This is a genomic window from Cytobacillus sp. FSL K6-0129, from assembly GCF_038007625.1.
In the GTDB taxonomy this organism is placed as follows: Bacteria; Bacillota; Bacilli; order Bacillales; family Cytobacillaceae; genus Cytobacillus; species Cytobacillus kochii.
In genome coordinates this window covers 987773-1010138 of record NZ_JBBOXM010000001.1, presented here as the reverse complement: position 1 = coordinate 1010138, position 22366 = coordinate 987773, and the positions used below count along the sequence as shown (strand labels likewise).

Here is a 22366-nt window from a genome sequence, read left to right as displayed (position 1 = left end):
GTGAGGTGCGAAATACATGACAATGGTTATTACACATTTGTTTACAAGTTTTATTGCGGCAGCATCGTTCGGTGTCATTTTTAATGCGCCAAGAAAATCATTATTGCGTTGTGGGTTTGTTGGTATGATTGGCTGGATCATCTATATAATTCTTGTGAACAATCATTATGATGCGATCCCCGCTTCGTTAATTTCTGCAGTGTTCATTTCAGCAATTAGTCATATTTTCGCAAAAATCTATCGCACGCCAATAATTATCTTTAGTGTTGCTGGTATAATTCCATTGGTTCCAGGTGGTATTTCCTATGATGCAATGAGACATTTTGTGTTAAATGATTATAATATGGCCATCCAATTGGCAGCAAAGGCATTTATGATATCAGGTGCGATTGCGGTGGGACTTGTCATTGCAGAAGTGTTTTTTCAATTGTTTATGAAAGCAAAACATAAAATAACGTCCAGAAACACATAATAGATAGGAGGTGCGCATAGCACCTCTTTTCTATTAATTAATGAAAAGATGTGAATGCAGGATGAGACGTGTCATAATTTGTATTTGTTTTATGTTTCTATTGCAAAATGCATTGGGGGTTCAAGCTTTAACTATAGAAAAAGCGAACGTACCACAGCAACTCCATGAAATGAGTTTAGAGGAAAAAATAGGGCAAATGTTGATGATAGATTTTAATCAAACAGTCGGGAGCGGACAAATAGGTGTAAATGATTCAATTATTCGGGTAATAGACCAAATCCAACCTGGTGGGATCATTTTTTTTAAGGAAAATATTCAATCGATGGAACAAACAAAGCGATTTACAATGGAATTACAGCATCGCAATCGTGGAATTCCTTTCTTAATAGGTGTAGATCAAGAAGGTGGGGAAATTGTGAATAGACTCCCTTTCTTAACAGAAATGCCAGGAAATATGGCATTAGGAGCTAGTAGTGATCTTGGACTTACCAAGCGTGTCGCCTCAGTATTAGGACAGGAGTTGGATTCACTAGGGTTTAATATGAACTTCGCACCTGTGGTTGATATGAATAGTAATCCTTTAAATCCGATCGTAGGTGTCCGCTCTTTTGGGGAAAATCCATACTTAGTTGCAAAAATGAGTGCAGCTTTTATGGAGGGGCTCCATGAAGCAGGAATATTTGCTGTAGCAAAGCATTTCCCGGGTCATGGTGATGTAACGGTTGATTCTCATAAAGGGTTACCCACTGTGTCTAAATCTATCGAGCAATTAAAGAAAAATGAGCTCATACCTTATCGATTTTTAATAGATAATGGTATTCAATCCATTATGACTGCTCATATTGCTTTTCCAGCTATTGAGAAGTCAATATATCCAGCATCACTATCTCACGCTATAACAACGAATCTTCTGCGGCAAAGTCTTGGGTTTAATGGAGTAGTTATAACAGATGCCCTAAATATGCAAGCGGTAGCGAGCACTTTTACAGCAGCTGATGCCGCTATTTCAGCTGTTAATGCTGGTGCAGATATATTATTAATGCCAACGGAAGCATTAACTGTTAAGCGGGCACTAATAAATGCCGTCAAAACAGAGGTTATTAGTGAGGAAAGAATTGATTTATCTGTGCTAAGGATTCTAAAATTGAAAGCACAGTTATTTAAAGAGCATAACACGATTGATGTCATACGATCTAAAGAACATCTTAAGGTAGAAAAAGAAGCGGCTGAAAAAGGGATTACAATTATAAAACGCGATGAAACGCTCCCGATTCAAAAAAATGAGAGGGTAGCATTCATAGATGATGGCAGTAATCATCAATCGAACAAACTGTTAACAGAAATGTTAGTTAATGCGGGAATCACCGTTACAACAGAAGAAGAGGCAGAACGACTCATTTATATTTTACATCATAAAAAAGACGCGTTATTGAATAACAACCTACAAAAAGAAAAGAAGCCAATAATAGTGATTTCGACTACAACTCCTTATCACTATGAACAATGGGAATTTGTACAAGGATTTATTTCTACATTTAGTCAATCGAGAGCTAGTATACAGGCAGTAAGTGATTATCTTATAGGGGAATTGTTAGCAACAGGATGTTTACCAGTTTCAATATACGATTCAACAGGAAAAGTGATTGTAATGAGCGAACAGGAATGTAAATAAAGGAAAAAGGTATTGTAACTTTTATCTTCGAAGCATATAATCCAAGATATATTTTGAAAGTTAGGAGAATAGCATGTTTAGAAGATTTTTGACTTATTATTTACCTCATAAAAGACTATTTATTATTGATTTTAGTTGTGCAATTATCGTTGCTCTACTAGAATTAGCTTTTCCATTAGCTGTTAGTTGGTTTGTAGATGAATTACTACCAACCAACAATTGGTCGATGATTGTTGCGGTTAGTGCGGGTTTGTTTGCTCTTTATTTTACGAGTACTGGGCTACAGTTTGTTGTTAACTACTGGGGACATAAACTTGGTATTAATATTGAAACAGATATGAGACAGCAACTATTTACACATGTGCAGAAGCAATCTTTTCGTTTCTTTGATAATACGAAAACCGGTCATATTATGAGCCGGACAACCAACGACTTAATGGATATTGGTGAGTTAGCCCACCATGGACCAGAAGACCTTTTTATTGCAGCGATGACTTTTGTCGGCGCTTTTTGGATCATGTTAACAATTAATGTGAAGCTTGCGCTAGTAGCAATATTTATTGTACCGTTCCTTGTATGGCTCATTGCATATTGTAATATTTCTATGAATAAAGCTTGGAGAAGAATGTATACAGAAATTGCCGAAGTGAATGGTAGGGTTGAAGATAGTGTTTCTGGTGCCCGTGTTGTTCAGTCTTTTACGAATGAAGCTTTTGAAATTGAAAGATTTACAAAGGATAATAGAAGGTTTCGTTCGGCTAAACTTCGTGGCTATAAAGTCATGGGGATCACATTATCTGGCGTCTATTTCCTCACGAGAGTGTTAATTCTGTCTGTTTTAGTTTTTGGTGCTTGGTTAGCTTTCAATAATCAGTTAGCACCAGGAGAGTTGGTCGCTTTTGTATTGTATGCTAATCTTTTATTAAAGCCGATTGATAAAATTAGTGCGTTAATGGAGCTCTATCCAAAAGGAATGGCAGGGTTCAAGCGTTTCACCGAAATGATTGATCAAGAACCAGATATAAATGATAAGCCTGATGCAATAGAAGTTGATTCATTACAAGGGAATATTACCTTTAACGATGTCACATTCGGGTACAATGATACTCAAAAAGTTTTACAAGAGTTGAATTTTTATATTCAATCTGGACAAACGGTTGCCTTTGTTGGTCCTTCAGGCGCTGGGAAGTCTACGATTTGTTCATTAATACCTAGATTTTATGATGTTGATAAAGGAGCCATCACGATTGATGGTATCAACATTCAAGATATGACGAAAAACTCTTTAAGAAATCAAATTGGTATCGTTCAACAAGATGTCTTTTTGTTTACAGGCACTATTAAAGAGAATATTGCTTATGGCAAGTTGGATGCAACGGAAGAGGAAATCATATTAGCAGCAAGTAAAGCCCACCTAACGCAATGGATTGATACGTTACCTGATGGTTTCGAGACACAAGTTGGCGAGAGAGGGTTGAAACTTTCTGGGGGACAAAAGCAACGTTTAGCCATTGCGAGAATGTTTTTGAAAAATCCACCGATTTTAATCTTAGATGAAGCCACTTCAGCACTTGATACCGAAACTGAAAAACTCATCCAGTCGGCCTTAACTGAGTTATCTAAAGACAGAACGACACTTGTTATAGCCCATAGATTTGCCACGATTAAAAATGCCGATAAAATCATGGTTGTAACTGAAGATGGTATAACCGAAGAAGGAACTGAAGAAGAGTTACTCGCTCTTGAAGGGATATTTGCGAACCTACATCATGTGCAGTACCAATAAATAAAGGTTGTCAAAGTGAAAAATATTTATCATAATAAAAGTTATGAGAAAATTAAAGAAAGACTTGACTTGTTTACCCGGTAGAAAGAATGCGGCTTTTCTTTCTCTGGGTTTTATTATGCCCAAAAGATAAGGAGGATGACAATGAAGATGAGAGTTTCTAGTGTGCAGTATCATTTGCATACGATTCGTTCGTTTGAGGATTTTGCTCGACAATGCAAACACTATATTCTTACTGCAAAAGAGTTTGATTCTGAGTTTGTATTGTTTCCAGAATTTTTTACTACTCAATTACTATCAATTGGTAGTGAAACGGGTGAAAGTTTATCCATTGCAGAATTACCAGGTTTTACGAAACAATATCAATCGCTGTTTACTCAATTAGCTGCTGAAACAAATATGCATATGATTGCAGGGACTCACGTAATCAGGCGAAATAATCGTCTTTATAATATGGCCCATCTTTTTTACCCGGATGGAAGGATAGAAGAACAAGCAAAGCTTCATTTGACACCCACTGAAATATATGAATGGGGCATAACAAAGGGTGAGGACTTAAGAGTTTTCGATACAGAAAAAGGTAGGATTGCGATTCTTACATGTTATGACATAGAATTTCCTGAGATTGTCCGTATGGCAGTAGCGAAAGGGGCAGATGTTATTTTTTGCCCATCGTGTACAGATGACCGCCATGGTTTTCATCGCGTCAGATATACTTCTCACGCAAGAGCAATCGAAAATCAAATCTATGTAGTAGGTGCAGGGACGGTGGGATCACTTCCCACAGTTGATTTTATGCGTGCAAATTTTGGACAAGCAGCTATCATGACACCAAACGATATACCCTTTCCTCCGCAAGGTGTTTTAGCAGAGGGGGAATTAAATAATGATATGATTATTACAGCAGACATCGATCTTCATTTATTGGATGAAGTAAGAAAAAAAGGATCTGTTACAACTTGGCGTGACCGGAGAACGGATTTATATTATGATTGGGGAAAGGCAAGATAGGATTATTGAACATGTCATTGGTTTTCCACTAAGAACTGTGAGTATGTGTCCATATTTAGGGAGAACCTTGAGATAAACAAACGAGTTAAAACTCAGTAACAGATAAAAATAGGATTGGATTAAATTATGGTTTCGATAGGCGGTGTTGTTGTGAAAAAATATCCTGGCTTTCTTCTTATATTTATAGGTATTGTTTTACTCTATTTTTCCTTTAAACTAGATGTTTCGCCAATCGTAGCGATTCTATTATTGCTTTCAAGTTTAATCGCTAATATCGCAGGTACGGTTGTATTAGTAAAGCTAATTATTACAATTCAAAGGAAAGCAGCCGAATTGAATAAAGAAGAATGATTAGAAGGGTTCGCTCTATGTTCGAACTACCTTACGAGTGTGGTGCTGAGAAATCAATTAAGGGCAAACACTTAATGAATATATATGAGTGCCAAAGGATAGAAAAAGTCAGTCCCGTATATGAGTGTTAACGGGACTGACTTTTTCTTTTTATCTATCGTCTTTATAAGTTTATCTCTACTATTCAATCTCCATCTTTTTTTCTGTACCATCAGCAAATATACGGTATTCTTCAATTTTCTGCTCATCGTTTACATAATAGAGTGCTGCACTTCTAATATTTTTGTTATCATCAAAATCAAAGTATATAATGGCCTCTAATTGTTTATTTTTTAACGCATCCATATCGACGAGCTGATAATCAGCATCTAATGAATAATGTTCATCATGTTTAAAATCATAGCGAAAAGAGGGTAAGCCGTACATATCATCATTCATTTTTTGATCAGGCTGACCAAACTGATCGATTACGTCTTGTTCTGTCAGGTCGCTATGTAGTTTATCTTTTAATGTCGAAACGATATTTGCTTGTTCTTGAGTAGTCACATTTTCAACTGTAGTATCCTTTGCTGCCACCGGTTCCCCATTTGGTACCGCAGTTAAGTTCAGAAATAGGACGAATGTTAGGACGGATAAGGAAAGTATAAACTTAAACATTTAATCTCCTCCGTTTATATTTTCTGTTGCTACTATTCATATTTCCTTTTATACACTTTCAAAACATCAATTCAACAATTAATAGAAAGTTTTTGCTATACAATCTTTATGTATAGGTTTGTTATAATAGAAGAACATTTGAAAAAAGGAGCATGATTTGTGGAATTGAACCTCACTGACAAGATGATTATTGAAAGATGTGGAGCTGTTTCTTATAAGCGCGGTAAAGCTTTTTTCTCTGCAGGGAAAGTCAACTTTATAATAGAAGAAGAAAACAAAATCTATGCAGTTGTTAAAAGCGGAGAACACTTCAATGTAGAAGTAGAACGGATAGATGGTGAGATACAATCAAAGTGTAGTTGCCCTCAACTCTCTTCTTATCGTAAAGAATGTCAGCATCTAGCAGCTGTTTATATTGCCTGTCAAAAAAAGAACAGAGTGAGAGCGGACTCAGATGCGAATCAACTATTCTCCTTATTTGCAAAAGAGATTCCGGAAGTAAATGAACAAGCCCATTTTGAGTATAGAAAAAAATTAGATATACATATACAATGCTGTACGGTGACATGGAAAAATGAAGCAAGGCTAGCGATATCATTTATCTATCAAGGTCTACCTATTTCGTCCCCTCTCGATTGGTTCCGTTCTTTTATGGAAGGAAGGGTTTACAAAGAAAGTAATGGATTTCTATTGGATGCTACTAAACATTATTTAGCCGAGCCAATCGTCAATATTATGCAACTATTAGAGAATGCAGAAAGAAAGCACGAATGGTTATTCATTCCTTCATTAACTTGGGAAAAAGTAATGGAGAACATCATTCAGTTAGAAAATAGTCACTTTAAAGAAGAGAACAAACAGTTACAAACGATGAGATTAACAGATCAACCTTTACCCATCATTTTTGAACTCTCTTATAACGAAGAAGAAAATATGGCTATTTTATCTTACAATCATAATGATTCTTTTCAGCTTTTACCATATTATCAAGCTGTATATAAAGAGGGATGCTTTTATCATTGGCCTAAACATGACTTTAGACGTTTAACTGAATTGTTAAAGATGATGCAGGAAGATAAAAAATTGATGATTGCTGATGAACAAATCTCATTTTTCTTAAATAAAGTAGTGCCTGGGTTAAAGAGGCTTGCGACCATAACCATAGCTGATACGATTAAAAAGCAATATATGCAAGCCCCCTTAGTGGCAAAGCTTTATTTAGATCGCTTAAATCATAAATTATTAGCTAGTCTGGAGTTTCATTACGGCAAATTAAGTTTTAATCCATTAGATGACGAAAAAGCTAAAAAGGTTCTATTTAGAAATAAAGAAGACGAGGAGCAAATCCTCTCTTTAATGGAACAGGCCTCTTTTACAAAAACGGATGAAGGTTATTATATTCAAAATGAAGAATTGGAATATCATTTTTTAATGCATATTTTACCTGATTTACAAGAGCATGTACGTATATACACGACTACAGCCATAAAGATGAGGATTGATAAAGGTAAAACGCGTCCAGTTATTAGAGTGAAAATGAAAAAAGATCGAATGAATTGGCTGCAATTTAAATTTGATATTGAAGGAATTCCTGAGCAAGAAATTAAAGAAATCCTAACTGCAATTGAACATAAAAGAAAATACTATCGCCTCAAGAACGGGGCATTATTATCATTAGAAACAGAAGATTATCAACAAATTAAGGCTTTTTTGAACGAAGTACCTCTGCAAGCTGAAAATTGGAGTGAAACGACACTTGTACGTGGCTTACAGCTTATTGCAAAAACGAAGGAAGAAACGATTGCCTTTGAAGCATCTATAAGAAATTTTCTTCAAGATTTTAAAAATCTTAACGAAGATGACTACCCTCTACCAGGGAATTTTTCGTCCATATTAAGGCCTTATCAAATAGAAGGTTATCAGTGGATGAGAAAGCTGGCAGAAAACCAATTTGGTGGAATTTTAGCAGACGATATGGGGCTTGGGAAAACGGTACAAGCGATTACTTTCATCTATTCTTATATAGATGAAATAAGACATAAACAGTCACCTGCTCTTATTGTATGCCCCTCATCCGTACTTTACAATTGGTTACAAGAATGGATGAAGTTTGTACCGGATATGAAAGTTGTGATTTTAGATGGCAAACAGAGCGAAAGACAATTAATACGTAAAGATATTCATGTAGCAGACGTAGTTATTACATCATATACGTTAATAAGGAAAGACATTCATTGGTTGAAAAATGAACGTTTCCACACGATTATCTTTGATGAAGCACAAAGTTTTAAAAACCCATTAACAGAAACACATAAATCTGTAAAACAATTATCATCACAATATAAGTTTGCACTAACAGGTACACCGATAGAAAATGCAATCGAGGACTTATGGTCTGTCTTTCATATTATCTTCCCAGATTTATTTCTCGGCTTACAACAATTTAGTGAACTAAATAACGCTGCGATTGCCCGAATAATTCAACCTTTTGTTTTACGAAGAATGAAAACAGAGGTATTGGAAGAGCTTCCAGTTAAGGAAGAAAAAATCGAAAGAATAGATTTATATAAAGAACAACAAAAAATTTACTTAGCGTATCTAGCCAAATTGAAAGAAGATACATTAAAGCATTTAGATAAACGGACGTTAAGGAAAAATCGTATTAGAATTTTAGCAGGACTAACGAGGTTAAGACAGTTATGTTGTCACCCGGCATTATTTGTAGAAGGCTATCAGGGACGCTCAGCTAAACTAGATCATTTATTGACTTTATTACAAGAAGCAAAACAGGCGAATCGCCGTGTGCTCATTTTCTCTCAATTTACGAGCATGCTTGAAATTATCAGTAGTGAACTCTCCTTTCAAGGGAAAGAATTCTTTTATTTAGATGGTCATACAACCGCAAAGGAAAGAGTAGAAATGTGTGAACGGTTCAATAGCGGGGAAAAGAATCTTTTTCTGTTATCATTAAAAGCTGGTGGTACTGGTTTGAATTTAACAGGTGCAGACACTGTTATTTTATATGACACATGGTGGAATCCAGCAGTTGAAAGCCAGGCAGCGGACCGTGCCTACCGCATCGGTCAAAAAAAAGATGTCGTTGTCGTGAAATTAATTGCTAAAGGTACGATTGAGGAAAGAATGGAAGAAATGCAGTATCGCAAAAAAGATTTAATTCATACAATTCTTGACCGGGAAACAGAAGACTTTCTTACGGAAGAGGATCTATTACATCTTTTAGATATAAGAGACTAATGGGTCTCTTTTTTTTGTTTCTGGTCTCTTGCTTAGGTGTTATAAAGGCAAGTAATATTCCTAGTTCATCCACTTAATGTTGTTCATCATACAAATATTTCACTTTTGTATATAAAGAAGAAAGTCTACCAATTTTAAATTGGAATTCTATAGTTTTCGCTAGCTAGCTCACTCAATAATATAACTCAATACCTTTACGTATTTATTTAACCTGTGTCTATTCTAAAGGAGTTAATCATTGAAATGTTGAAGTGAATATGTTTTCATGGAGACTGAATTAAATAATTGAAATAACTAGATTTTTACAGATGAAGCATCCGTCTTTATTAGGCCAAAGAGATTAGGAGAAAGGTGCAAAAAAATACAAGTTTTTAGGAAAAAGTTTCAGTTTGTAATAAAAAAATGATGAAATATGTCGGATTAGTAATATATTTGTAACATTGCTATTACCTGAATGTCAAAAAGGGATGATATAATGCATTTTGTACTAGATAATATACCGACATATAAAAGTGAACTATAGTAAAAAAAACATAGAAAAATAGACAATATAGATAAAACATACATAAAAAGGAAAAATGTTAAAAAGGCAGGGGAAAATGAGTGAAGAAAAAGATTATCGCATTAAACACAACAATTATGTTAGGCCTTGGAGCCTTCGCACTTCCAGCAGTGAACGCAGAATCTCTGGATGACATTAAAAAAGAACGCTCTGATGTCAAATCTGATCTTTCTAAAGCAGAAAAAGAACTTGCAGCAGTATTAACAGAATTAAATGGTTTAGAAGAGAAAATCGCAAAAGTAGACCAAGCAGTAGCCGATAACGAGAAAATTGTTAAAGAAACAGAAAAAGAAATTGAAGAAGCTAAAGCAAAAATAAAAAAACTTGAAGAAGAAATTAAAGTCATTCAAGAAAGAATTGACAAAAGAAGTGAAATCTTAAAAGAGCGTGCAGTGGCTATCCAAAATAGTGGTGGTTCTAACGTTAACTATATTGAAGTCCTTCTAGGTTCTACTAGCTTCAGTGATTTTGTTGATCGTGTTGGTGCGATTTCTAAAATTGTCGATGCAGACGAAGAATTATTAATTCAACATGATAAAGACAAAAAAGAAGTAGAAGAAAAGAAAGCAACAGTAGATAAAGAGTTAACTACACTAAATGAAAAAATGACTGATCTTGAAGGTATGCGCGAGCAACTAAAAGAACAGGAAGCACAAAATGATAAGCTAAAAGCTGAATTAAAAGAAAAAGAAGAAGTTGCAGCTGAAAAAAAATCTAAGTTACAAGCTAAAGATGTTGATCTAGCAGCAATGCAAGCTGAAATTGAGAGTAGCATGGCGAGACAAGCTCCTGTAGAAGCAAGTGTTACAAATAATGAATCAACTTCAACTTCAACAAATACTACAAACTCTAATAGTAGTTCTAAATCTAAGTCTTCAGCAAAAGCATCTTCTGCACCAGCATCTACAACTGTTGGTAGCGGTATGCAAGCAGTTATTTCAGCAGGTAATAAATACATCGGAAATTCAGTTTATGTATTTGGCGGTGGTCGCTCAGCATCTGATATCGCTGCAGGTCGTTTTGATTGTTCTGGGTTCGTACATTGGGCATTTGCTCAAGGTGGCTATAGTGTAGGTGCTAGTACGGATGCATTGAAAAATCAAGGTACACCAGTTCCAGCAAGCCAAATGCAACCTGGGGATATGGTATTCTTTAATACGTATAAAACAGATGGTCATGTTGGTATTTATATCGGTGGCGGTAAATTCATCGGTTCACAAAGCAGCACAGGTGTAGCCATTGCTGATATGTCAAGTGGTTATTGGGCAAAAGCATTTAACGGCCGCGTTAACCGCATCAACTAATCTATCATTTGAATTTTTGAAAGAGCGTCTTGTTACGAATGTAATAGGGCGCTTATTTATTTTATACCCAATTCTGTTCTCGTCTTAAACATGGATCTTGAAACCTAATCATAATCGGTAAAGGAGAACAAGCTAGTACTAAGTTGTATTATCCCATCAAATAATAGATCAGCACTTAAATGATTGTGGTGTTTTTCAAACTTCCTGTTTTATTCTCCTCAGCTATCGTATTCTCTATGTAAATAGGTTCCAAGTAAAATTGTAAATCTGACTTATCTTCTATAAGTAGTTATAAAATTATCAGTTAATTCTAAAAATAGTTGCAATTATTCTTATTAGGTGTTTTAATAAAATTAACTTATCTGATATGTGATATATAACAGGATGTGATGATTTTGGCAATTGAAAAGATTGAGACGAAGAAAGTCTCACATATTATTGAAGAGAAGTTAGAGGAAATGATTCTCGATGGTCAATATCAAATCGGTGAAAAACTTCCATCAGTCCGCATGCTTTGTGAGTCTTTTGGTGTCGGGAGATCAGCGATTCGAGATGCAATCACTGCATTGAAAGGGAAGGGATTAGTTGAGGTAAAACAAGGAGAAGGTACTTATGTGAAGGCGTTTGATGTTCATACATTGCTGGGGAGTAAGTATTGGAATTTGTATGAAAAGGATATACAAGAACTCTTTCAAGCACGTAAGATCGTCGAGGTAGGTTTAGCGGAATTAGCTGCCAATCACAGATCAGAAAAGGATGTAGAGGATTTACATTATATACTTACAGCAAAAAAGGGGTGGGAATCGGATTTTTTATTTCACCAAAAGCTTGCTTGTATTGGAGGTAACACAGTTTTAATGCAATTTATAGACTTCATATCAGCACCATTGAAGCAAACGCTAGTAAAGTTCCATCAATATATACAGAACAGTACAGAAAAAGGTTCAATCATTGAAGCCCAACATAGGAACATTTTCCAAGCAATTAAGGAACGAAATAGCAAAAAAGCTTCAGAAGAAATGCTGGTGCATTTGACCACAGTCGAAGATATGTTACAAGAGACATCTACTATGGAGTAAAAATTTTTCGCTATTTGAAAAACGGTGTTTTGTAATAGCGAACAATTAGGAGGTAAGGAAATTGATGAATGAGGTGCTTTCTATAGCGGAGTATTTAACAACTTATAAACTAGACTATGAAATGTCTCAAGCTGATTTGTATGGTAATAGTGGACAATACACCGTATATCCAACCTCAGAAGAAGAGTTAAGTGCAATATTCGCTTTTGTTCATAAACATCAATTCACGGTCAATATCCAAGGTGCTGGATCTAAAAGGGGTTACGGTGGATTAATTGATCAAGCTGATTTACTTATTTCAATGGAAAAATTTACGGGAATCGTTGAACATCATAGTGGAGATATGACTTTAACCGTTAAAGCAGGAACGAAACTTGAGGATGTTCAACGTTATTTAGAGGATTTTAATCAAAAGTTAGCACTAGATCCCTTTATGCCTCACGTAAGTACAATTGGTGGAGTGATAGCAAGTAATGATAGTGGACCGAAGAGACTAAATTATGGATCTGCCAGAGACGCAGTCATCGGTTTAAGAGTAGTATACCCAGATGGTAAGGTGATTCGTACAGGTGGTAAAGTAGTAAAGAATGTTGCCGGCTATGACATGAATAAATTGTTTATTTCTTCAATGGGGACACTTGGAGTGATAACAGAAGTCACGGTTAAATTATGTCCACTGGCAAAGAGTACAGCCACTTGCATCATATCTTTTCAAGGTGAAGATAGAAATACGATTTATTCTTTTACTAGAAATTTATTAAATAATAGTATTGAACCAATTAGTTGTGAGTTACTTGATCCTATTGTTTCATATAATATTAGCGGCATAAATAAACTTTCCTTACTCGTAAGCTTCGAAGATGTAGAAAAATCGGTGGAATATCAAATAAAGTATATTCAAAGTTTGATAGAAGAAGAAATGAAACTGACTATTCTTAGAAATAGTGAGGAAAAACAGTTATGGGACCGACTTTATCATCTGCCTATTGATAAAGAGGATGAGTATAACAACGGTGAAAAAATCTTTGCTGTTGCTAAAATAGGTACAATCAATCTAAACGTTATAGACATTCTCCTAAAAGTAATGGAGATTAGAAGAAATACCAACATTGATATTTATACGCATGGAGGAGTCGGTCATGGCTTGATGCAGCTATATATCAAGGGGAAAGAAAGTGAAATGATTGAAGCGCTTACAAAAATGAGAGAAGTAACAAATGAAAATGGTGGTTATTGTATCATAAAACATTTACCGCTAGCTCAAAGGTTAGTGTTTGATACATGGGGAGAAACGAAAGGTGCTCATTACTTACTAGAAGGAATTAAAACGAAGGTCGATCCAAAAAAAATCTTAAACCGTAAACGTTATGTAGGGGGGATATAGGTGACAGTCTCACAACAAAAATCAAAGCAACCAGCTTGCAAAGACGGGGTGAGCAATTATTTGTGGAATGATGCGCCTGATGAAACGAAATGGGCAGATTGTGTGCATTGCGGAATGTGTTTAGAATCTTGTCCAACCTATGAACAAACAGGTCAGGAACAGCATTCGCCAAGGGGAAGAGTTTATTTAATTAAGTCTGTGGCAGAAGGGAAATTAATGGTAAATGAAGAGTTTATGGATCCTGTATTTGCATGTTTAGATTGTCGAGCTTGTACAACAGCATGTCCGGCTGATGTTGATGTCGGTGGATTAATTGAAGAAGCACGTGGGCAAGTAAGGCAAGCTATTCCTCTAAAAGGATGGAAAAAGTCTGTAAACAAGTTATTTTTACATGGGATATTTCCACATGAAAATCGTCTGCAAACTTTAGGTGGACTGCTGAAGTTCTATCAAAAAAGTGGAATGCAAACATTGGTTAGAAAAACGAAACTCATTCAAATAATGCCTAAACATTTAGTTGATATGGAAGGGGTCATGCCAAAGATTCATTCATCAGTAAAGAAAAAACATCGTAACGGATCAGTAATTAAAGCGAAACAAGAAACTAAACGTGAAGTGGCGATGTTAACTGGTTGTGTAATGGATGTTATGTTTAGTGATGTCAATGAATCTACTATAAACGTGTTAACACGTAATGGTAATGATGTCCATATTCCTCAAAATCAAACCTGTTGCGGGGCTTTACATGTTCATGCAGGTGATCGAGATATGGGTAGAAAACTGGCAAAACAAAATATTCTTGCCTTTGAGAACGACGATACAGTAATTGTCAATGCAGCGGGATGTGGCTGTATGATGAAAGAATATGGTGAATTATTTAAAGAGGAGCCAGAGTGGCGAGAAAAAGCAGAAGCGTTAGCAGATAAAGTGGAGGACATCTCGAAGTTCCTTTATGATACAGGTTATGAAAAGCCAAAAGCTTCCTTGAATAAAAGAATTACTTATCACGATGCCTGCCATCTTGCTCATGGTCAAGGTGTGAGAGAGGAACCACGAGATTTGTTATTAAATATTCCTGGAGTAGAGATGGTCCATATGCCGAATGCAGATCGTTGTTGTGGGAGTGCAGGTATTTACAATATTACCAACCCTGAAATGGCGGGAGCTGTATTAGCAAGTAAAATGGAAAACGTGCCAGATGATGTCGAGATGATTTCCATGGGGAACCCCGGCTGTATGTTGCAAATGGCCATTGGTGTGAAAAATCATGGGCGCAGTCAAAAGGTTGTTCATACCGTTCAACTATTAGATTGGGCTTATCAAAAGGAGAGTAGAGGATGAAGAAATGGAAATTAAAAACAAAAGATCGACATATTCATGGACTCTCTCAATTGTTAAATGATAAACAGGCTATTCTTTATCATAAAGAAGATTTAATCAGTTATGATTGTGATGGGTTTACGATTCATAAATCATTACCAAGAGCGGTTGTTTTTCCTCATTCAACCGACGAAGTGGCACGTATTGTCAAGTATTGTCATGATCATTCCTTACCTTTTTTAGCGAGAGGTGCGGGTACAGGGTTGAGTGGTGGAGCGATTCCCCTTAATAATGAGGTCATTATTAGCATGGTTAAAATGAAAAGATTAATTAACATTGACCTTGATAACAGGAGAGCAGTTGTCGAGCCTGGTTATGTGAATTTGAAACTCACAAATCAAATTATTGAACGCGGATATTACTATGCACCAGATCCATCGAGTCAATATTGCTGTACCATTGGTGGGAATGTGGCAGAGAATGCTGGAGGTGCCCATTGTTTAAAATACGGTGTGACAACAAACCACATTTTAGGGTTAGAATTAGTTCTACCAAATGGAGAAATAGTTGAAATCGGTAGAAACGGTATTTTAGATGAACCTGGTTATGACCTATTAGGCCTTATTACAGGTTCAGAGGGTACATTAGGTATTGTAACAAAAATCATCGTCAGAATATTAAAAAATCCAGAAGGAAAACAAACCGTGTTAGCCTATTTTGATGATATTGAAGACGGTAGTCAAGCAGTATCGGATATCATTTCAGCAGGTATTGTTCCGGCAGCACTTGAAATGATGGATAAGACAGCTATTGAAGGAGTAGAAGCAGCGGCCTTTCCGGTTGGTCATCCGAAAGATATAGCAGCTGTTTTATTAATCGAAGTAGATGGTATTGCAGCAGGAATCGATGAACAAATTGAGCAAATTTTATCGGTTTGTCGCCATCGTAATGTTAGAGAAGTAAGAGCAGCAAAGGATGAAAAAGAACGGGCAGCATGGTGGGCTAATAGAAAAACAGGATTTGGTGCAATGGGGGCAATATCACCTGATTATCTTGTTCAAGATGGCGTTATCCCACGTAGTAAATTACCTGAAGTTCTTCGAAGAATTAATAAGATCAGTGAAGAATATGACTTGCGAATTGCCAACATATTTCATGCTGGGGATGGGAACTTACACCCGCTCGTTTTATTTGACGCGAGAGTTCCTGGCGAAACAGAGAAAGCGCTGGCAGCTGGTAGTGCATGTCTAAAAGTGTGTGCAGATGTTGGTGGAACAATTACAGGTGAACATGGAGTAGGTATTGAAAAGAGGGAAGAAATGCGGTTCGTTTTCACTGATGAAGAAATTGCAGCACAAACGGATATTCGATCTGTGTTTAATACGGATAATCTTTTGAATGCTGGCAAGTTATTTCCGTCTCCAAGTAGATGTGCAGAAGTGAAAAAAGAAATAAAAGAGAAAATTATTGGATAAATAATCGTAAGAATAATCTAAAAATCATTGAAGCGATCAGTCAATCATGGTATATTTTTTTTAGAATAATAGAAACAGTGTTTTGTAATAACAAACAAGGAGGATTATCATGACGCAATATGTAGAAAAAGGCAGTCTTAAAATCGCGGAGGAATTATTTCATTTTATTGAAAAAGAGGCATTACCAGGAGCAGAGGTAGATTCAGAACAATTTTGGCAAGGATTTGAAAAGTTAATTGCCGATTTAACTCCGAAGAATAAACAGTTACTACAAAAAAGAGAAGACATACAAACAAAGATTAATGAATGGCATACAACACAAAAAACGTTTGATGCGAAACAGTATAAGCAGTTTTTAGAAGATATAGGCTACTTGCTCCCAGAAGCTGATGATTTTGAAATTACTACTCAAAATATTGACGATGAGATTGCCATTCAAGCAGGACCACAATTAGTTGTTCCAATTAATAATGGGCGCTATGCAATTAATGCTGCCAATGCGAGATGGGGCAGTCTATATGATGCTTTGTACGGCACAGATGCGGTTAGTACTGAAGATGGGGCAACGAAAGAAGGTGCATACAACCCTATTCGTGGAGAGAAAGTAATTGCTTTTAGTAGAAACTTTTTAGATGAAGTAATCCCATTACAAGAAGGCAGTCATAAAGACGCGATTGCTTATACTGTTGAAGCCAGTGAACTAGTTATTACATTGAATAGTGGGACAAAAGAATCTCTTCGTAATAAAGCATTATTTATCGGTTATCGCGGGACAGAAACAGAACCAACGGCCATTCTTTTGAAAAACAATCAACTACATTTTGAGATTCAAATTGATCGTCAACATCCAATTGGAAAAACCGATGATGCCGGAATTAAAGATATTTTATTAGAAGCTGCAGTTACAACGATTATGGATTGTGAAGATTCAGTTGCAGCAGTTGATGCTGAAGATAAAGTACTTGTATATCGTAATTGGTTAGGATTGATGAAAGGAGATTTAACTTCTACATTTAAAAAAGGTGACCGATCGATCACAAGGGCTATGAATGATGATCGTGAATATTTGGCACCTAATGGAGATACCTTTTCGCTTAATGGACGCTCACTCATGTTTGTCAGAAATGTGGGTCACTTAATGACAAATGAGGCGATATTAACAGAAAATGGTGAGGAAATTCAAGAAGGAATTTTGGATAGTGTGATTACTTCACTAGCAGCAAAACATACATTACTTGGAAATGGAAAATATCAAAATAGTAAAAATAATTCTATCTATATCGTAAAACCTAAAATGCATGGTCCAGAAGAAGTGGCTTTTGCCAATGAGCTTTTTAACCGAACAGAAGATTTATTGGGACTCGATCGTTATACATTGAAGATAGGTGTAATGGATGAAGAAAGAAGAACTTCTTTAAACTTGAAATCTTGTATTAAAGAAGTAAAAGAGAGAGTTGTATTTATTAATACAGGATTTTTAGATCGTACCGGAGATGAAATGCATACCTCAATGGAAATGGGCGCAATGATTCGTAAAAATGATATGAAGTCAACAAAATGGCTGCAAGCATATGAAACATCTAATGTGTTAACAGGGCTTTCTACCGGTTTTAAAGGGAAGGCGCAAATAGGAAAAGGTATGTGGGCGATGCCTGATTTAATGGCAGCCATGCTCGAACAAAAGGTGGCCCACCCTAAAGCTGGTGCAAATACAGCTTGGGTTCCTTCACCGACTGCAGCTACACTTCATGCCCTTCATTATCATCAAGTAGATGTGGCTAAAGTACAGCAATCATTATCAGTGAAAAAGACTGACTTAAGAGACGAGATACTTGCCATACCAGTGGCAAAGGATACTAATTGGACTGGGGAAGAAATCCAAGCAGAGTTGGATAATAATGCACAAGGGATATTAGGATATGTCGTTAGATGGGTTGATCAAGGCATCGGTTGCTCAAAAGTCCCAGATATCAATAATATTGATTTAATGGAGGACCGAGCGACTTTAAGAATTTCGAGCCAACATATGGCGAATTGGTTGCATCATGGTATTGTATCAAAGGACCAAGTGATGACTACTCTAAAAAGAATGGCGAAAGTAGTGGATGAACAAAATGCGGATGATCCATTGTATTATCCGATGGCACCGAACTTTGAGGAATCTGTTGCTTTTCAAGCTGCATGTGAACTAGTTTTTGAAGGAGTTAAACAGCCAAGTGGATATACCGAACCAATTTTACACCGTCGTAGAATTGAGGCAAAAGCGAAGTTTGCTGTAAAACAGTAAAAAAATAATGAATAAAAGAGTGGTTCGTTTGTGGCCACTCTTTCTAAATATAGTAAGAAGAGTGGGAGTTGAAATTGTAATTTAAAACTTAAATGATTGTAGTAGGAGGATTTTAAATGAAATTTGTAAGATTTACGATTAATAATCAATTATTACAAGGTATCATTGAAAATGGGGAGATCAAAGAAATCTCAGGTGATATATTCAATAAGTGGGAAGAGACAGGCACCTATTATGATCAAAGTGATGTTAAACTTGTTTCTCCTATTGTTCCCACCCAAATTATCGGAATCGGTGCAAACTTTGTTAGTGATAAACAAGAACTACCAGAGGAATTACCAGCAGTTCCAGTGTTTTTCTTTAAACCGGTATCATCCGTAATCGGTCCGAATGAAGAGATAATCATTCCTAAAGGGATTGATCAAGTTAAATTTGAATCAGAATTGGCAGTAGTGATTGGTAAAGAAACAAAAGATGTCGCTGAAGAAGATGTGTTTGATCATATTTTTGGTTATACGATTGGTAATGATGTAACAGCTCCTCAATTTTTCCATCAAGACGGTCATTGGACGGTCGGTAAAGCATTTGATACTTTTACTCCTCTTGGGCCAGTTATAGAAACAGAGCTTAAGCTAGAAGAAACTCGCATTAGAGCCAATCTGAATGGTCAATTAAAGCAAGATAGCCCACCTGAGTTAATGATTATTTCTATACAAAAGATGATTGCTTTTCTATCGAAGGTAATGACTTTGAGGGCTGGAGATGTTATCCTTACTGGAAGCCCTGTAGGCGCCGAATTGATTGGTGAAGGTGATATAATTGAATGTGAGATTGAATCAATCGGTCAGTTAACAAATACAGTCGTAAGAAGTAAAGCGGAAGTAAAGTCATAAATGATTTTTGTAGGTTTTGATTGAGGTGAAGGTATGGAAAGAGATAATATGGTGAAATCGGTAAGTAGAGCGCTTGATATTATTGATATGATCAGTTTAAGAAAGTACGGTATGGGTGTGACTGAAATTGCAAATGAAATGGATATCAATAAAAGCTCCGTACACCGCATATTATCAACTCTTGTGAAGTATGGTTATATCGAGCAAGTAAAAGATTCAGGCAAATATAAAGTAGGTTACAAAATATTAAATATTAGTACTAGATTGCTTGATTCAATAGATATCCGCTCAGAAGCGAAGCTTTATTTACAGGATTTGGAGCAAAAGACGAATGAAGTCATTCATCTAGTGGTACCAGATAATGACGAGGTAGTTTATATCGAAAAACTCGATGGGAATGAAGCATTGAGAATGCACTCATCTGTTGGCAAACGTGCGCCTATGCATTGTACATCTGTTGGTAAAGCGATATTAGCACATCAACCAGTACAAGTAGTCAAAGATATTATACAGAGAAAAGGGTTGAAACCTCATACAGAGCATACAATTACAGATGAAATGGCATTGTTAGAAAATTTAAAGATGATTAAGACAAAAGGTTTTGCTCTTGACTTAGAGGAAAATGAAAACGGAATTGTGTGTATTGCTGTTCCAATATTTGACTATCAAAACAATGTATGTGCTGCGATCAGTGTATCCGGTCCATTAATAAGAATGTCACAAGAGCGTTTGCAGGAACTCGCTCCCTTTATGGTTGATATTGGAAAGAGTGTTTCTATACGGTTAGGGTATTTAGATGAATAGTCATCTTTCAATTAGTAAAAACGCTCCCTTATAAAAAAGGGAGCGTTTTTACTTTTTTAGACGAATAACACTTGTTATTACCTCATCTGTTGATCAATCATTCTACTTCTTAAAAACTTTAATTATAAATAAAAAATATCAATTTATAATTTTCAAAATATTGTTGTAATTGCATAATAAATTAGTATAATTAATATATATAATATTTGTTGTATAACAAAATATTTTAGTTATATAACAACAAAGATAATAAGGGGGAGTGTGTGTGAGTACAGGCGTTTTAGCAGTTATTTCATTATTACCGATTATTGCTGTTGCCATTTTTCTTGTAGGACTTAAATGGCCGGCAAGTAAAGCAATGCCGATTTCCTTTCTAATTGCTGCCGCATTAGCATTATTTGTATGGAAGGTTCCATTCAATACTGTAGCTGCAGCAAGTGTAAATGGTTTAGTTGTGGCCATTACACTGTTATATATTATTTTTGGTGCAATATTATTATTAAATACTGTACAAGAAAGTGGAGCCATGAGAACCATTCGCCAAGGCTTCATAGATATTTCGCCAGATCGAAGAATTCAAGTGATTATTATTGCTTGGCTCTTTGGCTCATTTATTGAAGGGGCATCAGGTTTTGGTACACCTGCTGCGGTAGCAGTTCCGTTAATGGTTGGTTTAGGATTTCCTGCAATGGCAGCTGTTGTGGCTGGCATGGTCATACAAAGTACACCAGTTACTTTTGGAGCTGTGGGTACACCTGTATTAGTAGGTGTACAAACAGGTTTATCTGCTAACCAAAGTATAACTGACAATCTCTTAAATGTTGTAACAACGATTGGTGGTCATGCCGCAATCTTGCATATGATCGCCGGTACCTTTATTCCATTATTTGTTGTTGCTTTAATGACTCGCTTTTTTGGTAAAAATAAATCTTTTGCAGAAGGAATTAAAGTATGGAAATTTGCGCTGTTTGCAGCTTTTGCAATGACGATTCCATACGTTATTGTTGCAAATACACTTGGACCAGAATTCCCATCTATGACAGGGGGACTAGTTGGTTTACTGATAGTTGTACTTGCAGCTAGAAAAGGTTTTCTCCTTCCAAAAGATGAAACGTGGGACTTTGAAGAGAAATCAAAATGGGATCCTGAGTGGACAGGTAGAATCGAAGTACAACTAAATAACAATGGGAAAAAAATGGGGTTACTAAAAGCATGGTCACCGTATATCCTAGTGGGAGTCTTTTTAGTTTTAACTAGATTGAAAACGCTTCCTTTAAAAGAGTGGTTACAATCTATTGTTATTAAATTGGAAAATATATTCGGCTCAAGTATTACTGCAAGCTTTGAGATTCTTTATTCACCTGGAACAGTTCTTATTTTAGTATCAATTATTACATTTTTCATCCATGGAATGAATTTTAGCTCCTATAAAAAAGCATGGAGTAGTTCGGCAAAAACAACAGCTGCAGCATCAGTTGCACTTGTATTCACTGTTCCAATGGTTCAAGTATTCATCAATACTGGTGGTGGAGCCGCCGGTTATGAACAAATGCCAATCGAATTAGCAAATGGGGCAGCGGCATTAGCTGGAGAATTCTGGCCATTCTTTGCTACCTTTATTGGTGGGATTGGTGCATTTATCGCTGGTAGTAATACGGTTAGTAATATGATGTTTTCCCTTTTCCAGTATGATGTCGGTAGCCAAATTGGGGTGAACCCGAGCTGGATTGTAGCTTTACAAGCAGTTGGTGGAGCAGCGGGTAACATGATTTGTGTCCATAATGTTGTTGCTGCTTCTGCAGTAGTAGGACTCGTCGGTAAAGAGGGAGAAGTTATTCGTAAAACACTCTTGCCATTTGTTTATTACGCTTTATTTGCAGGTGCTATAGGGTACTCTATTGTATGGTATTCAAGTAAAGGCTTATTTAACCTCGGCACACTGATTGCTGTTCTTATCATTTTGGCTGCATTTTATATTATAGCCACGAACAATAAAAGGCTTAATACGTTGCATCAATATAATCAAACAATTTCAAAGTAATAACAAAAAAAGT

At 36.1% G+C, this 22366-nt stretch carries 16 protein-coding genes; 15 read left to right on the top strand and 1 reads right to left on the bottom strand.

The annotated features are described in order from the left end of the window. Nucleotides 1–22 precede the first annotated feature (22 nt). The 5 genes from MHI57_RS04810 to MHI57_RS04790 all read left to right on the top strand — a co-directional run bounded on the left by MHI57_RS04810 (nt 23) and on the right by MHI57_RS04790 (nt 5292). Complete coding sequence (locus tag MHI57_RS04810) at nt 23–472, top strand: threonine/serine exporter family protein (protein ID WP_095373663.1); 450 nt, start codon at nt 23–25, stop codon at nt 470–472. A 61-nt stretch (nt 473–533) separates the two neighbouring features. Further along, nucleotides 534–2144, top strand: coding sequence for a glycoside hydrolase family 3 protein (locus MHI57_RS04805; protein WP_180316960.1), 1611 nt, complete (start codon nt 534–536; stop codon nt 2142–2144). A gap of 73 nt (nt 2145–2217) precedes the next feature. Next, entirely contained in the window at nt 2218–3930 is a 1713-nt protein-coding gene (locus MHI57_RS04800) for an ABC transporter ATP-binding protein (protein WP_322909483.1), read from the top strand. A gap of 144 nt (nt 3931–4074) precedes the next feature. Beyond that, a complete protein-coding gene (locus MHI57_RS04795; protein ID WP_322909482.1) occupies nt 4075–4941 on the top strand; it encodes a carbon-nitrogen hydrolase family protein in 867 nt (288 codons plus the stop codon). A 150-nt stretch (nt 4942–5091) separates the two neighbouring features. Next, entirely contained in the window at nt 5092–5292 is a 201-nt protein-coding gene (locus MHI57_RS04790; RefSeq protein ID WP_191817260.1) for a hypothetical protein, read from the top strand. Nucleotides 5293–5472: 180 nt separating this feature from the next. Here the strand turns inward: MHI57_RS04790 and MHI57_RS04785 are convergent, their stop codons facing one another. Continuing rightward, nucleotides 5473–5949, bottom strand: coding sequence for a hypothetical protein (locus MHI57_RS04785; protein WP_095373002.1), 477 nt, complete (start codon nt 5947–5949; stop codon nt 5473–5475). A gap of 159 nt (nt 5950–6108) precedes the next feature. Between MHI57_RS04785 and MHI57_RS04780 the strand changes: the two genes are divergently transcribed. From MHI57_RS04780 to MHI57_RS04735, 10 genes are all read left to right on the top strand, one after another. Then, nucleotides 6109–9204, top strand: coding sequence for a DEAD/DEAH box helicase (locus tag MHI57_RS04780; protein WP_095373003.1), 3096 nt, complete (start codon nt 6109–6111; stop codon nt 9202–9204). Nucleotides 9205–9807: 603 nt separating this feature from the next. After that, nucleotides 9808–11070, top strand: coding sequence for a C40 family peptidase (locus MHI57_RS04775; protein WP_095373004.1), 1263 nt, complete (start codon nt 9808–9810; stop codon nt 11068–11070). Between the two features lie 395 nt (nt 11071–11465). Next, nucleotides 11466–12149 carry a FadR/GntR family transcriptional regulator gene (locus MHI57_RS04770; RefSeq protein WP_307313439.1) on the top strand — a complete coding sequence of 228 codons (684 nt, stop codon included), beginning with the start codon at nt 11466–11468 and terminating at the stop codon, nt 12147–12149. 64 nt (nt 12150–12213) lie between these two features. Continuing rightward, entirely contained in the window at nt 12214–13533 is a 1320-nt protein-coding gene (locus MHI57_RS04765; RefSeq protein ID WP_340978548.1) for an FAD-binding oxidoreductase, read from the top strand. Further along, on the top strand, nt 13534–14874 hold the full coding sequence (locus MHI57_RS04760; RefSeq protein WP_307313441.1) for a (Fe-S)-binding protein: 1341 nt from the start codon (nt 13534–13536) through the stop codon (nt 14872–14874). Continuing rightward, a complete protein-coding gene (locus tag MHI57_RS04755; RefSeq protein WP_340975258.1) occupies nt 14871–16328 on the top strand; it encodes an FAD-linked oxidase C-terminal domain-containing protein in 1458 nt (485 codons plus the stop codon). Before MHI57_RS04760 ends, MHI57_RS04755 begins: the two co-directional genes overlap by 4 nt. 109 nt (nt 16329–16437) lie before the next feature. Next, on the top strand, nt 16438–18615 hold the full coding sequence (locus MHI57_RS04750) for a malate synthase G (RefSeq protein WP_095373009.1): 2178 nt from the start codon (nt 16438–16440) through the stop codon (nt 18613–18615). A gap of 116 nt (nt 18616–18731) precedes the next feature. Continuing rightward, the gene (locus MHI57_RS04745) at nt 18732–19508 is read left to right on the top strand and encodes a fumarylacetoacetate hydrolase family protein (protein WP_095373010.1); all 777 of its coding nucleotides are present in this window, start codon (nt 18732–18734) and stop codon (nt 19506–19508) included. Nucleotides 19509–19541: 33 nt separating this feature from the next. After that, nucleotides 19542–20312, top strand: a complete 771-nt coding sequence (locus tag MHI57_RS04740) for an IclR family transcriptional regulator (protein WP_095373011.1) — start codon at nt 19542–19544, stop codon at nt 20310–20312. Between the two features lie 265 nt (nt 20313–20577). Next, nucleotides 20578–22353 carry an L-lactate permease gene (locus MHI57_RS04735; RefSeq protein WP_095373012.1) on the top strand — a complete coding sequence of 592 codons (1776 nt, stop codon included), beginning with the start codon at nt 20578–20580 and terminating at the stop codon, nt 22351–22353. Nucleotides 22354–22366 lie beyond the last annotated feature (13 nt).

Excerpts from the sequence above, each read along its gene's own strand:
- MHI57_RS04810 (WP_095373663.1), top strand. The coding sequence starts at position 23 with ATGGTTATTACACATTTGTTTACAAGTTTTATTGCGGCAGCATCGTTC.
- MHI57_RS04805 (WP_180316960.1), top strand. The coding sequence starts at position 534 with ATGAGACGTGTCATAATTTGTATTTGTTTTATGTTTCTATTGCAAAAT.
- MHI57_RS04800 (WP_322909483.1), top strand. The coding sequence starts at position 2,218 with ATGTTTAGAAGATTTTTGACTTATTATTTACCTCATAAAAGACTATTT.
- MHI57_RS04795 (WP_322909482.1), top strand. The coding sequence starts at position 4,075 with ATGAAGATGAGAGTTTCTAGTGTGCAGTATCATTTGCATACGATTCGT.
- MHI57_RS04785 (WP_095373002.1), bottom strand. The coding sequence starts at position 5,949 with ATGTTTAAGTTTATACTTTCCTTATCCGTCCTAACATTCGTCCTATTT.
- MHI57_RS04765 (WP_340978548.1), top strand. The coding sequence starts at position 12,214 with ATGAATGAGGTGCTTTCTATAGCGGAGTATTTAACAACTTATAAACTA.
- MHI57_RS04755 (WP_340975258.1), top strand. The coding sequence starts at position 14,871 with ATGAAGAAATGGAAATTAAAAACAAAAGATCGACATATTCATGGACTC.
- MHI57_RS04750 (WP_095373009.1), top strand. The coding sequence starts at position 16,438 with ATGACGCAATATGTAGAAAAAGGCAGTCTTAAAATCGCGGAGGAATTA.
- MHI57_RS04745 (WP_095373010.1), top strand. The coding sequence starts at position 18,732 with ATGAAATTTGTAAGATTTACGATTAATAATCAATTATTACAAGGTATC.
- MHI57_RS04740 (WP_095373011.1), top strand. The coding sequence starts at position 19,542 with ATGGAAAGAGATAATATGGTGAAATCGGTAAGTAGAGCGCTTGATATT.